General features: G+C 71.7%; 17 protein-coding genes. 10 read left to right on the plus strand and 7 right to left on the minus strand.

What is annotated here, in order from left to right:
* Positions 1 to 6 precede the first annotated feature (6 nt).
* The 3 genes from BMY89_RS03725 to BMY89_RS31270 all read right to left on the minus strand — a co-directional run bounded on the left by BMY89_RS03725 (position 7) and on the right by BMY89_RS31270 (position 2837).
* A complete protein-coding gene (locus BMY89_RS03725) occupies positions 7 to 1638 on the minus strand; it encodes a RecQ family ATP-dependent DNA helicase (RefSeq protein WP_092374734.1) in 1632 nt (543 codons plus the stop codon).
* Positions 1639 to 1686: 48 nt separating this feature from the next.
* Positions 1687 to 2637, minus strand: coding sequence for a TIGR03557 family F420-dependent LLM class oxidoreductase (locus BMY89_RS03730; protein ID WP_092374737.1), 951 nt, complete (start codon positions 2635 to 2637; stop codon positions 1687 to 1689).
* 77 nt (positions 2638 to 2714) lie between these two features.
* Positions 2715 to 2837 (minus strand): hypothetical protein, encoded by a 123-nt coding sequence (locus tag BMY89_RS31270; RefSeq protein ID WP_269766842.1) that lies wholly within the window; start codon positions 2835 to 2837, stop codon positions 2715 to 2717.
* 135 nt (positions 2838 to 2972) lie between these two features.
* Between BMY89_RS31270 and BMY89_RS03735 the strand changes: the two genes are divergently transcribed.
* A complete protein-coding gene (locus tag BMY89_RS03735; RefSeq protein WP_092374740.1) occupies positions 2973 to 4517 on the plus strand; it encodes a glycoside hydrolase family 3 protein in 1545 nt (514 codons plus the stop codon).
* 9 nt (positions 4518 to 4526) lie between these two features.
* On the opposite strand, the gene BMY89_RS03740 is transcribed toward BMY89_RS03735, so the two are convergent.
* A complete protein-coding gene (locus BMY89_RS03740; protein WP_232521066.1) occupies positions 4527 to 4808 on the minus strand; it encodes a GNAT family N-acetyltransferase in 282 nt (93 codons plus the stop codon).
* A gap of 72 nt (positions 4809 to 4880) precedes the next feature.
* Here BMY89_RS03740 and BMY89_RS03745 point away from each other — a divergent pair, with 72 nt between their 5' ends.
* From BMY89_RS03745 to BMY89_RS03775, 7 genes are all read left to right on the plus strand, one after another.
* Positions 4881 to 5267, plus strand: coding sequence for a hypothetical protein (locus BMY89_RS03745; protein WP_372433291.1), 387 nt, complete (start codon positions 4881 to 4883; stop codon positions 5265 to 5267).
* A 58-nt stretch (positions 5268 to 5325) separates the two neighbouring features.
* A complete protein-coding gene (locus BMY89_RS03750) occupies positions 5326 to 6147 on the plus strand; it encodes a DUF1206 domain-containing protein (RefSeq protein WP_092374748.1) in 822 nt (273 codons plus the stop codon).
* Positions 6148 to 6259: 112 nt separating this feature from the next.
* Positions 6260 to 7459, plus strand: coding sequence for a mechanosensitive ion channel family protein (locus BMY89_RS03755; RefSeq protein ID WP_092374751.1), 1200 nt, complete (start codon positions 6260 to 6262; stop codon positions 7457 to 7459).
* Positions 7460 to 7688: 229 nt separating this feature from the next.
* Entirely contained in the window at positions 7689 to 8123 is a 435-nt protein-coding gene (locus BMY89_RS03760) for a phage holin family protein (RefSeq protein ID WP_092374754.1), read from the plus strand.
* Complete coding sequence (locus tag BMY89_RS03765) at positions 8120 to 8434, plus strand: DUF3618 domain-containing protein (RefSeq protein ID WP_092374757.1); 315 nt, start codon at positions 8120 to 8122, stop codon at positions 8432 to 8434. Before BMY89_RS03760 ends, BMY89_RS03765 begins: the two co-directional genes overlap by 4 nt.
* Complete coding sequence (locus BMY89_RS03770; protein WP_092374760.1) at positions 8431 to 8703, plus strand: DUF4235 domain-containing protein; 273 nt, start codon at positions 8431 to 8433, stop codon at positions 8701 to 8703. The genes BMY89_RS03765 and BMY89_RS03770 overlap by 4 nt, the downstream gene beginning before the upstream one ends.
* Before the next feature lie 339 nt (positions 8704 to 9042).
* A complete protein-coding gene (locus tag BMY89_RS03775) occupies positions 9043 to 9246 on the plus strand; it encodes a cold-shock protein (protein ID WP_067306996.1) in 204 nt (67 codons plus the stop codon).
* 116 nt (positions 9247 to 9362) lie between these two features.
* Here the strand turns inward: BMY89_RS03775 and BMY89_RS03780 are convergent, their stop codons facing one another.
* Both BMY89_RS03780 and BMY89_RS03785 read right to left on the minus strand, forming a co-directional pair.
* Positions 9363 to 9620, minus strand: coding sequence for a hypothetical protein (locus BMY89_RS03780; RefSeq protein ID WP_372433290.1), 258 nt, complete (start codon positions 9618 to 9620; stop codon positions 9363 to 9365).
* The gene (locus BMY89_RS03785; RefSeq protein ID WP_092374763.1) at positions 9614 to 10597 is read right to left on the minus strand and encodes an aldo/keto reductase; all 984 of its coding nucleotides are present in this window, start codon (positions 10595 to 10597) and stop codon (positions 9614 to 9616) included. Before BMY89_RS03785 ends, BMY89_RS03780 begins: the two co-directional genes overlap by 7 nt.
* A gap of 94 nt (positions 10598 to 10691) precedes the next feature.
* Here BMY89_RS03785 and BMY89_RS03790 point away from each other — a divergent pair, with 94 nt between their 5' ends.
* Positions 10692 to 11486 carry a trans-aconitate 2-methyltransferase gene (locus tag BMY89_RS03790; RefSeq protein ID WP_092374766.1) on the plus strand — a complete coding sequence of 265 codons (795 nt, stop codon included), beginning with the start codon at positions 10692 to 10694 and terminating at the stop codon, positions 11484 to 11486.
* Entirely contained in the window at positions 11483 to 12514 is a 1032-nt protein-coding gene (locus BMY89_RS03795) for an adenosine deaminase (protein ID WP_092374769.1), read from the plus strand. The genes BMY89_RS03790 and BMY89_RS03795 overlap by 4 nt, the downstream gene beginning before the upstream one ends.
* A 297-nt stretch (positions 12515 to 12811) precedes the next feature.
* Here BMY89_RS03795 and BMY89_RS03800 read toward each other — a convergent pair whose 3' ends face one another.
* Positions 12812 to 14215, minus strand: coding sequence for a HAMP domain-containing sensor histidine kinase (locus BMY89_RS03800; protein ID WP_175510273.1), 1404 nt, complete (start codon positions 14213 to 14215; stop codon positions 12812 to 12814).
* Positions 14216 to 14231 lie beyond the last annotated feature (16 nt).

A 14231-nucleotide genomic window follows, 5' to 3' on the forward strand; every position in this document is an offset into this window, starting at 1 on the left:
CCCAGGTTAATCCAGAGTCAGCAGGCCCTGTTCGGACACCACGCTGACCGACAGCGTCTTGTACCCGACCTCGTCGAACAGCACCGTCATCCGGCCTTCCTCGTAGCTGAGCACCAGGCCGGCGCCCCATTCCGCGTGCCGGACCTGGCTGTGTACGGGGAAGGGCCCCACCGAGCCGTTGTCGGCGACGCTGGTGCCGGCGTGGCAGTTGTCGCAGTGACCGCAGATCGCGGTCATCTGCTCGCCGAAATAGGCCAGCAACGTCTGTCCCCGGCAGCCACTGGTCTCGGCGAAGGCGCGCATCATGTCGGTTCGCGACCGGGTCAGGTTCTGCTGCCGTTCCGCCTCGGCCAGGGCGGCAGTGGCCGCGTCGACCGGAGTGGGGGCGTAGCGGGGCGCGGCGACGCGCTGCCCCGCCGCGGGTTGCGCGGCGCCGACCTGTTCCAGCAGGGCGAGGTACTGCCCGAGCTTGCGTGGGCCCAACCCGGTCACCTCGCGCAGCTCCTTGCGGGTGGTCGGTCCATGGCGCAGCAGGGCGGCGAGGTCGCGCAGTTCGGTGGCGTCGGGCAGGCCGCCGCTGAAGTACCGTTGCAGCCCGACGTCCTCGGCCTGCCACAGCAGCAGTACGCGGGCCGGCTGGCCGTCGCGCCCGGCCCGGCCGACCTCCTGGAAGTAGCTGTCCGGTGAGTCGGGCAGCGCCATGTGCACCACCCACGCGATGTTCGGCTTGTCGATGCCCATGCCGAACGCGGACGTGGCCACCATGATCGGCACCTGGTCGGCGAGGAACGCCTCGTGCAGCCGGGTGCGAGCGTTGCTCGGCATCCCGCCGTGGTAGTACTGCGCCGGGTAGCCTGCCTCGGTCAGCCGGGCGGCCAACTCCTCCGCGCCGCGGCGGGTGGGCACGTAGATGATGCCCGGTCGCGTGTCATCGCTCAGCAGCGCCATCAGCCGACGCCACCGGTAGTCCTCGGTGGGGCAGTGCGCCACCTCGAAGAAGAGGTTGGGCCGGTCCAGGCCGGAGACCACGATCTCGGGCTTGCGCAGCCGCAGCCGGGCGATGATGTCGTCGCGCACCGGCGGCGAGGCGGTGGCGGTCAGCGCGACCACCGAGGGTCGGCCGAGGCCCTCGATGAGCTGGCCGAGGGCGAGATAGTCCGGGCGGAAGTCGTGGCCCCAGGCGGAGATGCAGTGCGCCTCGTCGATCGCCACCAGCGCCGGCTTGAGGGCACGGACCTCGGCCAGCCGGTCCGGGTTGGCGAGCTGCTCCGGGGTGATGAAGAGGAACTCGGCCCGCCCGTCGCGGATCTCGGCGATCGCCTCGGCCTGTTGGGCCGGTGTCTCGTCCGAGCTGATCCGGACCGCCCGCAGCTCGGGTCGCTGCCGCTCGTTGAGCGCGGCGATCTGGTCCTGCTGCAGGGCGAGCAGTGGCGAGATCACCACGGTCGGGCCGGGGATCAGGCTGGCCGGGATCTGGTAGATCGCCGATTTGCCGGCGCCGGTGGGCAACACCACCAGCGCGTCGCGCCGCCGCATCACGGCGCGCATCGCGGCCAGCTGGTTGGGGCGCAGGGCGGTCCAGCCGAACAGGCTGCGCGCGGCGCGGCGCAGCGACATCGAATGCGTGGTCAGCTTCATCGAAGGCCGCAGGTACCCGGGTGGTTCCGCGTCGAAACCCGGGTGGGATCAGCGCAGCCGGGGCAGCACGTCACGCTGGTACAGGTCGAGCAGGCCCTGCCAGTGCGGCCCGGTGTTGGCGACGTAGACCTCGTCGAAGCCGGCTTTCGCGTACGCCTCGATCTTTGCCAGGTGCGCGTCGGGGTCGTTGCCGCAGACGAACGCCTTCCGCATGGCCTCCGGGTCGACGAGCTCGGCCGCCTGCTCGAAGTGGCGTGGTGAGGGCAGCACCTGCAACAGTTCGCCCGGGATCGCCTCGGTCGGCCAACGCTGGTACGCCAGCCGTACCCCCTCGTCCTCGGTCGGCGCGTACGCCGCCTTGAAACCGGCCTGGCAGGGCTTGTCGCCCCCGCCCTGGTCCCGGAACCGGCGCACCAGTTCGGCGTCGGGCATGGTGTTGACGAAGCCGTCGCCGACCCGCGCGGCCAGGTCCACCGCCTTGGGGCCGAACGCGGAGACGTAGATCGCGGGGGGCGTCTCCGGCAGCGTGTAGATCCGGGCGTGCTCGACCTGGTAGTGGCGTCCGCGGTGGTTGACGAAACCGCCGCGCCACAGCTTGCGCATCACCTCGATCGCCTCCTCCAGCATCTCCAGCCGGATGCCGGCCTGTGGCCACGGGTCGCCGAGGATGTGCTCGTTGAGCGCCTCGCCCGAGCCGACACCGAGCACGAACCGTCCGGAGTGCAGCACCGCGCTGGTTGCCGCCGCCTGGGCGAGCACGGCCGGGTGGATGCGCACGGTCGGGCAGGTCACCGCGGTGGTGACCGGCAGTCGGGAGGCCTGGCTCAGGGCGCCGATCATCGACCAGACGAAGGGGCTCTGTCCCTGGGCATCGATCCAGGGGTGGTAGTGGTCGGAGATCCACAGCGCCTCGAACCCGGCCCGTTCGGCGGCCCGCGCCTGCGCGAGCAGCTCCGCGGGCGGGTACTCCTCGCTGGACAGGAAGTATCCGATCTTCATGTCTCGCTCCTTCGCCGTGCCGATGCCGACTCGGGCTGGCGGTACCCCGGCGGGCGAGGGTCACACCCGCCGCGGGCTCAGCGTCGGAACATCGCCCGGATGGCGAGCAGCAGCAACACACCGCCGACGACCAGTCCGAGCAGGCGTACGCCGGGGATGTCGGCGGCGGTGCTCGCGTCCGCCAGCAGCACGGGGTCCATCCCCGCACTTTCCCGGCGTAGCGCTCCCAAGGCAACTGTAAGGTTTATTGACTATTCAGTGGCGCGGTGTGACCATGTCTGCACCGCCGGCTGGCGGGGGGAGTCCGCGGCGGAAGACGGGGGTGCGACACCGGCATGAGCGAGCGCAGTGGAAACCTGGCGGCGCTGGCGGCTGCGGTCCTGCAGCCCGGCTTCGTCGGCACCGTCCCGCCCGCCTGGGTCTGCCGCTGGCTCGGCGACGGGCTCGGCGCGGTGGTGTTGTTCAGCCGCAACGTCGTCGACCCCGAGCAGGTCTGCGCCCTCACCGCCGCGCTGCGCGCGGAGCGCCCCGACGTGATCGTCGCGATCGACGAGGAGGCGGGGGACGTCACCCGCATCGAGTCCGGCCGGGGCAGCTCCCGACCGGGCAATCTCGCCCTCGGCGCGGTCGACGACCCGGCGCTCACCGAGGAGGTCGCCCGTGACCTCGGCGTCGAACTCGCCGCAGTCGGGATCACCCTGAACTACGCGCCGGACGTCGACGTCAACTCGAACCCGGACAATCCGGTGATCGGTGTCCGTTCGTTCGGCGCCGAGCCGTCGCTGGTCTCCCGGCACACCACCGCCTGGGTACGCGGCCTGCAGGCCGGTGGCGTCGCCGCCTGTGCCAAGCACTTCCCGGGCCACGGCGACACCCGGGTCGACTCACACCACGACCTGCCCCGGATCACCGCCGACCGGGCCCGGCTGCACGCCGTGGAGCTGGCCCCCTTCCGGGCCGCCGTCGCGGCGGGCGTCCAGGCGGTGATGACCGGTCACCTGCTGGTGCCCGCGCTGGATCCCGAGCTGCCGGCCACGCTGAGCGGCCGGATCCTGGGCGGACTGCTGCGCGAGGAGATGGGCTTCAACGGGGTCGTGGTGACCGACGCGGTGGAGATGCGTGCGGTGGCTGGCCGGTACGGTCTGGCCGGCGCGGCCGTGCGGGCCCTGGCGGCCGGCGCCGACGCGATCTGCGTGGGCGGCGAGCACGCCGACGAGGAGACCGCCCGTCACCTGCGCGACGCCGTGGTCGACGCGGTCGTGGCCGGGGAGCTGCCAGAGGAACGGCTGACCGAGGCCGCCAAGCGGGTCGGTCAACTCGCCGCCTGGACGGTGGCGGCTCGCGCCGATCGCCGCACCTCGACCGCTGCCGGGCCGACCGTCGGCGGTCCGTGCCCCGCCGGTGGCGTCGGTTCGGCGGTCGGTCTGGCCGCCGCCCGCCGCGCGATCAAGGTCACCACCAACGGCGCGGCAGGCACCGCGCTGCCGCTGGTCGGCGTACCGCACGTGGTCGAGTTCCAGCCGCCGCACAACATCGCGATCGGGGCGGAGACCCCCTGGGGGGTCGCCGAGCCGCTGACCTCGCTGGTGGCCGGCACCACCGGCGTCCGGTACGCCGAGGCAACGGCGCCCGGCGATCCGACCGCCGGGGCCGCCGGCCGACCCCTGGTGCTGGTCGTGCGAGACCTGCACCGGCACGGCTGGATGCGGGATGCGGTCGACCGGGCGTTGGCCACCCGGCCCGACGCGGTGGTGGTCGAACTGGGGGTGCCGGCGCTGGTCACCGGCGCGGTGCACATCGCCACCCACGGTGCCACCCGGGCCGCTGGCCGCGCCGCCGCCGAGGTGCTCAGCGGCGTCACCGTCACACCGGGCTGGTGACCGCAGCCGTCACACCGGGCTGGTGACCAGATCGGCGTACTCCGGGTGGCGTTCGATGAAGGCGGCCATGAACGGGCACCGGGGAACCACCCGTCCGCCCTGCGCGCGGATCTGATCCAGCGTGCCGCGCATCAGCGCCGAGCCGACGCCCATGTTCTGGAAGGCGTCACTCACCTCGGTGTGGGTGAAGACCAGCACTTCACCCCGGGGCAGGTACGCGGTGAAGCCGGCCAGCGCGTCGTCGACCAGGATCTCGTAGCGATGTTTGGCGGCGTTCTCCTCGACCAGCATGCTCACGGTTTCATTGTCCACGCCGGCCGTCGACGCCGGAGGGGTTCGTCGGCGTCTCGTACCCTGGATGGTGTGACGAACCGATCCCCCGCCGGCATGCGCCCTGTTTCTCCTACCGCCCGTCGTGCCCCCGCTCGCAGAATCGTCGGCCTGCTGGCCGGCCTCGCCCTCGGCGCGGCACTGCTGGCCGGTTGCAGCTCCGAGGGGGCCAGCACCAACTGCGGGCTGGACGCCTGCACGGTGACCTTCGACCGCGGCGTGGACGCCCGGGCCAGCATCTTCGGTGTCGAGGCGCGGCTCGTCGACGCCCAGGACGACGTGGTCACCATCGAGGTCGGCGGCGAGCAGCTGTCGCTGACCGTCGGCCAGCAGGCCGCCGAGGTCGGTGGTCTCGCGGTCACCCTGGACAGCGTCACCGAATCCGAGGTGCAGGTCCGCATCGCCCGAAACGGGGGCTGACGGCGACGCGGGCGGCGGACCACGTTTGGAAATCTTCGGGTCCGGAGATTGAGGCGCCATGTCTCTTACCCGGAACGCCGAAGCCACCGCCGCCCGCACGGCCGACAGCCGGTGGCTGGAACTCCTCGCCCGGGCCGGTTTCATCGGCTACGGGATCGTGCACCTTCTGTTTGGTTGGCTGGCGCTGCAGATCGCGTTCGGCAACTCGTCCGACGACGGCGACCAGTCCGGCGCGCTGCGTACCCTCGCGGCGCAGCCGATGGGCAAGTTCGTCGTCATCGCCATCGCCGTCGGCATGGTCGCCATGGCGATCTGGCAGGCTCTTGAGGCGGCCGTCGGGCACCGCACCGAGCGGGGCAACGACCGGCTCAAGGAGCGGATCTTCTCCGCCGCTCGGACGATCATCTACCTCTGGCTGGCCTGGACCGCCTGGAAGGTCTTCTCCAACGCCAACTCCGACAGCGCGTCGCAGCAGGAGGAGATGACCGCCCGGTTGATGGAGTCCACCGGCGGCCGGTGGCTGGTCGGCCTCGCCGGCCTGGCCCTCGCCGGGCTCGGCGTCGGCATGGTGATCTACGGCGTGAAGAAGAAGTTCATGAAGCGCCTCAAGACCGGCGAGATGAACGCCCGGACCACCAAGCTCGCCCGCCGGCTCGGCCTGGCCGGCTACGCCGCCCGGGGCACCGCGTTCGGCGTGACCGGCCTGCTGGTCGTGCTGGCCGCGGTGAACTACGACCCGGAGAAGGCCCGTGGTCTCGACGCCGCGCTGCGGACGCTGCGTGACCAGTCGTTCGGCCCGATCCTGCTCACCCTCGTCGCGCTGGGGATCGCGGCCTTCGGCCTGTACTGCTTCCTCCAGTCCCGTTACCGCAAGGTCTGACACTGCTCTGCGCCGGGTTCCCCGGTGGCCGGTGACGACGATCCGAGGCAACATTGCCCCTTTGTATCGGATCTTGCCGTCGGGCCATCGGGCCCGGAAGGAGTAGTACCACGTGCACAGCTACCTCGTGACGGTCGTCGCCGCCCTCGCCGCGGCGGCGATCGCTCTTGTCGTGGTCGAGGTGGTGCACCGCCTCACCCGGCGGTGGGGCCGCCGCTCGCTGCTGTTGACCGAGTTGACGGAGCACGCGCACCGCTCGTTCCAGGTCGCCGCCACGGTGCTCGCCGTACAGTTCGCCGTCCGGTTCAGCACCGGGTACGCGGTCGGCAGCCAGTGGCGGCAGGCGCTGCTGCATCTGCTGGTGCTCGCCGTCATCGCGGCCACCGCCTGGCTGGTCGCCTCCCTGCTGGTGGTGATCGAGGACACCGCGCTGGCCCGGTTCCGGGTGGACGTGCCGGACAATCGGCACGCCCGCCGGGTGCGTACCCAGGTGGTGATGCTGCGCCGGGTGACCGTTGTGGTGATCGTCGTGCTGACCGTCGGCGTGATGCTGATGACGTTCCCTGCCGTGCGCGGCATCGGTGCCGGCGTGCTGACCAGCGCCGGTGTGGTCGGTGTGGTTGCCGCGCTGGCCGCGCAGAGCCTGCTCGGCAACGTCTTCGCCGGGCTTCAACTGGCCTTCAGTGACGCGGTACGCCTCGACGACGTGGTCGTGGTCGAGGGGGAGTGGGGGCGGATCGAGGAGCTGACGCTCAGCTATGTGGTGGTCCAGATCTGGGACGACCGGCGGTTGATCCTGCCCACCTCCTACTTCACCAGCACCCCGTTCCAGAACTGGACCCGTACCGAGGCGGCGGTGCTCGGCACCGCCGAGTTCGAGGTCGACTGGTCGATCCCGGTGCAGGCCATGCGGGAGGAGTTGCGCCGTCTGGTCGAGGGCACCGAGCTGTGGGACGGCCGGGTCTGCGTGCTGCAGGTCACGGATGCCACCGGCGGCATGATCAAGGTCCGCGCGTTGGTCAGCGCCGGCAACGCGGGCGCCCTGTGGGACCTGCGCTGCCTGGTGCGGGAGCACCTGGTGGCCTGGGTACGCGACCACCGGCCCACCGCGATGCCCCGGCTGCGTACGGAGGTCGGCAACGGCACGGGCGAGCTGCCGTGGCAGTGGGTCCAGCCGCGGCGCTCGGGCCGGCGTACCGCCGATTCCGAGGTGCCCGACGACGCCCGCCTCTTCGGTGGCAGCGACGACGGCGACGCTCGCAGCGAGGCCTTCGTCGGCCCCGACGAGCAGCCCACGGACTCCCGCCGCTGATCCATCCGCCCAGCCGGGCTGGCCGTCACGTGTTGGGGCGCCGACCGGCGTGTCGCCGCAACAACGTCATGATCAACCGGTGAGGTGAAGGAGTGCGGTGGGGAGGGAAAGGTTTGCCGGGGGGTTTTCTGGGGACCTGCTGCGCGGTGCGTCTGGTCGAGAACCGCGCACAGGATTGATGAGCGGCGACTCCGGGCATACAGCGCGGTGATGAGGAGAGGAGGACAGCATGGCTGACGTGACGAACGTCCGTACGTCCCACAACGGGAGCGAGCCGTCCACCGCCGAACTTGTTCACCGGGCGACCGAGCAGGTGTCGCGTCTGGTCCGGGACGAGCTCGCACTGGCCCGCGCGGAGTTGACCGAGAAGGGCAAGCACGCCGGCATCGGCATCGGCCTGTTCGCCGGTGGCGGCGCATTCGCCTTCTACGGCCTGGGCGCGCTGATCACCGCCGCGATCCTGCTGCTGGCCCTGGTGTTGCCGGCGTGGGCGGCCGCCCTGATCGTGGCGGCAGCGGTGTTCCTGATCGCCGGTGTGCTCGCGCTGATCGGCAAGCGGCAGGTCGGCCAGGCTGTTCCGCCGGTGCCCCAGGCGACCGTGCGCAGCCTGCGGGCCGACGTGGACGTGGTCAGCGCCGCGGTCAAGGACAGGGGACGGGCATGACAGGCAACGGCACCGGAAACACCGAGGCGCTGCGCGAGGAGATCCGGCGTACCCGGGTCGAGTTGGGCGAGACGATGGAGGCGTTGGCCGCGAAGGCGGACGTCAAGAAGCGACTGAAGTCCTCGGCGGACCAGACGCGGGAGCGGGTACGGGAGCAGGCCGCGATGACCGTCGCCCGGGTCCGCGCCCAGGCCGGCCTCGCCCACCCCCAGTCGCGGGTACGGCAGGGGCCGCTGCCCTTCGTCGCTCTCGCGGCCGGCGCGGTCGCGGCCGCAGTGGTACTGCTGATCATTCGAGGGAGGCGTGGGTGAGCAAGGGGATCGGCAAGGCCGCCTACAAGCCGGTCGGCGTGCTCATGGGCTTCGCCGCCGGTGCGATCGCGGGCGCGGTCTTCCGTCAGGTGTGGAAGATGACCGCCGGAGACGGCGAGGCACCCAACCCGACCGACGAGGACCGCCGCTGGGGCGAGGTCCTCGCCGCGGCCGCGTTGCAGGGTGCCATCTTCTCCGTCGTCCGGGCCGCCGTCGATCGGGGCGGCGCGGTCGGCGTACGTCGGTTCACCGGCCGGTGGCCCGACTAGTGCGGTGTCCAGGAACGTTGGCCGGGCTCCGACACGGCCTTTAGTGCACGGTCCAAAGCGCGTCAAGGCTCTCCCGCCGTTTGTCGGCGAGGGAGCCTTTCGCCTATCTCGCAGCCGCCGCTCAGCGGATCTTACGCATCCGTCAGGTCACATGTCGGAGAATTTCTTCGGGTAGGCTGTGCAGAGTTTTTGCGTACGTGGTTTGCTGTTCCACGCTGTTGCGAGATGGCGTGGTTGAGAGAAGTCTCCTTCACCGGGGGCCGCCTCAGGCACCGCTGCTCGAAAACGGCCAATCGGCCGCACGGCGTGCTCGGCCGCCAGTTTTAGAAGGAGATACACATGGCGCAGGGAACCGTGAAGTGGTTCAACGCTGACAAGGGCTTCGGCTTCATCACCGTCGACGGCGGGGGTGCTGACGTGTTCGTCCACTTCTCGGCCATCCAGTCCAGCGGCTACCGCTCGCTGGAGGAGAACCAGCGGGTGGAGTTCGAGATCGCCCAGGGCCAGAAGGGTCCGCAGGCCGAGCAGGTCCGCCCCCTCTGAGGCACCGGCCGGCGACCGCCGGCCAGTGGCGAGGCAGCCCCCGAATCAGTGCGAAGCCCCGTGTCCCGAACGGACGCGGGGCTTTCCGCATCCCCGCCAGCCGCCGCGTCAGCCGGTCAGCGCCGGCCGCGGGCGCGCATCCCCAGCCAGAGCAGGGCCAGCCCCACCAGCGCCAGTGCCGGGCCGATGACCGCCCAGATCCGTTGGCCGGTCATCGCGCTGCCCTCGACGTAGCCGAGGCCCTGCACCGTCCAGATAGCACCCACCACCACGGCCAGCAGGCCGAGCGTGAGTCGGAACCAGCCACTCATCGCGGTCTCCTTCTGCCGGAGCCCGCCGGTGGCCGAGCCACCGGCGGGCGCGCCGTTCACCAACGGTGATGCACCTGCGGGCGGATCAGGTCGTGGTAGACCGCCGCCACCTGCGCCAGCTCCTCCTCCGACAGTGCCGGCTGGCCGGCCACGGCGGCGTTGCCGCGGGCCTGCGCCGCGTCACGGGCGCCGGGGATGACCACGGTGACCCCCAGTTGGTCGAGCACCCAACGGAGCGCGAACTGGGCCATCGTCCGGTCATCGCCGACCAGCGGGGCGAGCTGCCGGACGGCGGCCAGGCCGGTGGAGAAGTCGACGCCGGAGAAGGTCTCGCCGACGTCGAACGCCGCACCGTGCCGGTTGTAGGTGCGGTGGTCGTCGGCGGCGAAGGTCGTCCGCTCGTCGTAGCGACCGGAGAGCAGGCCGCTGGCCAGCGGTACGCGGGCGATGATGCCCACCCCGGCGGCCGAGGCGGCCGGCAGTACCCGTTCGAGCGGCTTGTGACGCAGCGCGTTGAGGATGATCTGCACGCTGGCCACCCCGGGCCGGGCGATCGCGGTGAGCGCCTCGTCGCAGGTCTCCACACTGACGCCGTACGCGGCGATCCGCTTCTCGGCCACCAGCGTGTCGAGGGCGTCGAAGACCGCGTCGTCGGCGAAGACGGCCGTGGGCGGGCAGTGCAGCTGCACCAGGTCCAGCGTGTCCACGCCGAGGTTCGCCCGGGACCGGTCGGTCCACTGACGGAAGTTGTCCAAGATGTACGCTTCCGGGGTCTGTGCCACCCGGCGGCCCATCTTGGTCGCCACGGTGAGCCCGGCGTCCGGGTGGGCGGCCAGGAAGCGTCCGATCAGCTGTTCGCTGCGCCCGTCGCCGTACACGTCGGCGGTGTCCAGGAAGGTGACGCCGGCGTCGACCGCGGCGCTCAGCACCGCCATCGCGTCGTCCTCGGTGACCGTGCCCCAGTCGGCGCCGAGTTGCCAGGCGCCGAGCCCGACCACGCCGACCTGTCGGTCCATGCGGGGGAAGGTGCGTTGTTCCATGCACTGAGCCTAGTGACCGTCCTTGCCTCGTCCAGGATCGGGCCGTACGGTAAAAAAGACGAACGTACGGTTTGTAAGGATGCGTGGAGGCGACATGTGGGACCCGACGGCGTACCTGCGCTACGGCGACGAGCGCTCGCGACCCTTCCATGACCTGCTCGCCCGGGTGGCGGCCGACCGGCCACGGACGGTCGTCGACCTCGGCTGCGGCCCCGGCACCCTGACCGCCGTCCTCGCCGCCCGGTGGCCCGACAGCCGGATCGTCGGGCTGGACTCCTCGCCGGAGATGATCGACCGCGCCACCGCGTTGGACACCCCGGTCAGCTTCGGCGTCACCGACGTCCGCGACTGGCGTACCGACCCGGAGACCGACGTGGTGGTGTGCAACGCGGTGCTCCAGTGGGTGCCCGGTCACCAGGAACTGCTCACCCGCTGGGCCACCGACCTACCCGCCGGCGCCTGGCTGGCGGTGCAGGTGCCGGGCAACTTCGACGCTCCCTCGCACCGCGCGTTGCGCGAGGTCGCCGGCCGGCCGCCGTGGCAGGCGGAACTCCACCCGCTGCTGCGGGAGGCCCCGGTCGCCGGCCCGGTCGACTACGCCAGGTTGCTGGCCGCCGCCGGCTGTGCCGTCGACGCCTGGGAGACTACCTACGTGCACCTGCTGCCGGCCCGTCCCGACGCGGACCACCCGGTGCTGACCTGGATGGAGGGCACCGCGCTGCGCCCGGTCCGGGCCGCGCTGCCCGCCGCCGGCTGGTCCGCCTTCCGGGCCGAGCTGGCGGTACGCCTCGTCGAGGCGTACCCGGTGCGGCAAGGCCAGGTGTACTTCCCGTTCCGGCGGATCTTCTTCGTCGCCCGTACCGGCGCCCGCGCCCAGGAGAACTCGTGACCGATCTGCGTACCTTCATCGCCGGCCTGCCCAAGGCGGAACTGCACGTGCACCACGTCGGCTCCGCCTCGCCCCGGATCGTGGCCGAGTTGGCCGCCCGGCACGAGGGGGACAGCCCCGTGCCGGCCGATGCGAACCTACTGGCCGACTACTTCGTCTTCCGCGACTTCGCCCACTTCATCGAGCTGTACCTCAGCGTCGTGGACCTCCTCCGCGACCAGGAGGACGTCTGGATCCTCACCCACGAGGTGGCCCGGGAGCTGGCCCGCCAGCAGGTCCGCTACGCCGAGCTGACCGTGACGCCCTACTCGCACGTGCGGCGCGGCATCCCCGCACCGGCGTTCTGCGAGGCGATCGAGGACGCCCGCAAGCGGGCCGCTGCCGACTTCGGCATCGAGCTGCGCTGGTGCTTCGACATCCCCGGCGAGGCGGGGCTGCCGGCAGCCGAGGAGACGCTGCGGATCTGCCTCGACGAACGACCCGACGGGCTGGTCAGTTTCGGCCTGGGTGGCCCCGAGATCGGCGTACCGAGGCCGCAGTTCAAGCCCTACTTCGACCAGGCCCGGGCGGCGGGGCTGCGCTCGGTGCCGCACGCCGGAGAGACCACCGGACCGCAGACGATCTGGGACGCGCTGCGGGAGCTGGGCGCCGAACGCATCGGCCACGGCATCTCCGCCGCGCAGGACCCACAGCTGCTCGCGTACCTCGCCGAGCGGCAGATCCCGGTGGAGGTGTGCCCGACGTCCAACGTGCGTACCCGGGCCGTGGCGCGCATCGAGGAGCACCCGCTGCCCCGGCTGGTCGAGGCGGGGCTGCTGGTCACCATCAACTCCGACGACCCGCCGATGTTCGGCACCACTCTGGACGACGAGTACGCGGTCGCCGCCCGGCTGCTCGACGCCGGGCCGGCGCAGGTGGCCGACCTGGCCCGCAACGCGGTGACCGCGTCCTTCCTCGACGAGGCCGGCAAGCAGCGGATCACCGCCGAGATCGACGCCCACCTGGCCGCCACGGCCCCGCCGATCTAGGGACTATCGTCGCTACCGGAGATCGACTAGCGACGATAGTCCCTAGATCGACTCGGGCGTTGGTCAGGTGGCGCGCGGCGGGAGGAGGTGTGGGGGGACCGTGTCTCCCGCCGCGCGCACGGCTCCACCGGCCGTCCTGCGCTGGGAGCGATGGGCCGGTGGAACTGCTCGGTTCGGAGCCGATCCTGTCAGCCGGATCGCACCGCCAGTGCAGGGTTAACTCGGATCTAAGGAAGACTTGCGCCGTCGCACAGCCCGCGTCCACCGCGGGGCGGCGAGTGGCCGCATCGGGCACGGTCAACCGTCGGTGGGGCGTTGCCGGGGCCAGCGGCGGCCACTGGCCTTCGGCTCCCGGCTCTCCCGAGCCATCCGGCCCACCAGGCCGAACCGGCTGACCTGGCGTGGTGTCGCCTCCGGGTCGGCCAACAGCATCACCACGCTGGCCCCGCCCAGGTGGGCCCGGTCGATGCTGACCGACCCGTTGGCCTGCAACGCCACCCGCTTGGCGATGTCCAGCCCGAGGCCGGTCGAGCCCTGGTCGCTGGTGCCACGCCGCAGGGCCCGGTCCGGGTTGGCGATGCCCGGTCCGGCATCGTCGATCCGGATGGCCACGTACCCGTCGCGGCGCGACACCGCCACCTCGAACGCGGTGCCCTGCGGGGTGTAGCGGAAGACGTTGCCGATCACCGCGTCCAGCGCGGCGGCAAGCTCGGCCCGGGGCACCGGCGCGGGGATGCGTAGCTGCGCACCGGAGACCCGGTGCGGACGGTTCTGGTCGCCGGCGAGCGCCGCCCAGAACACCATCCGGTCCCGGACCACCTCGCTCACGTCGCACATCGCCGGAACGGCCTCGGTGGCCACCGTCTTGCGGGTGGTCTTGATCAGCACGTCGATCTCACCCTCCAGGGTGACGATCGCCTGCCGGATCCGCCGGATGCCGCGCCGGTGGTCCAACTCGGCCTGACTGAACGAGCCCACGCTGGTGTCGTCGGACTCCAGCGCCTCGGCGTCCAACCGCAGCACGGTCAGCGGGGTACGCAACCGGTGGGACAGATCCGCCACCAGCTCCCGCTCCTCGGTGCGGGCGGCGACGAGCCGCTCCGCCATCCGGTTGAAGGCCTGACCGGCCGCGGCCACCTCGCGCGGGCCGTTCGGCTCGACGCGTACGCCCAGATCGCCGTCGCCCACCGCGAGCGCCGCCTTCACCAGGCCCCGGGTGGCCTCGACCGTGCGGGCGGCGACCCGGTCCACCACCAGCACCGCGGCACCCACCAGGGCGACCGCCACCCCGGCCAGCAACAGCCACCTGTTTCCGGCACCGGCGTCGAGGGCGGCGTCCGGGACGAAGACCTCGACCACGGCGGTCCGTTCGCCGAGCACCACCGGATCCAGCCGCAGCACCCCGCCGTCGATGTCGACCACCAACGAACGTCCTTCGGACCGGGCCCGCTCCAGCTGCCCCGGGTCGGCCCGCCCGGCCGAGGAGTCCACGTCCAGACCGTGCACCACCGGCTGGGTCTGCGGATCGGCACCACTGGCCTCGATCGCGCGGGTCACCACCTCCGGCTCGACGCTCACCGCGAGCGCCCCGGTCACCAGGGAACTGCGGCGGGCCGCGTCGGCGATCGCCTCCTCGCGGGTCTGCGAGCCCAGAGTCAGCCCGAGCGGGACCAGGAACGTCAACGCCAGCAGGACGCCCATGCCGGCCGTCAACAGG

Origin of the sequence: Micromonospora phaseoli (genome assembly GCF_900109115.1) — a bacterium.
In the GTDB taxonomy this organism is placed as follows: Bacteria; Actinomycetota; Actinomycetes; order Mycobacteriales; family Micromonosporaceae; genus Micromonospora; species Micromonospora phaseoli.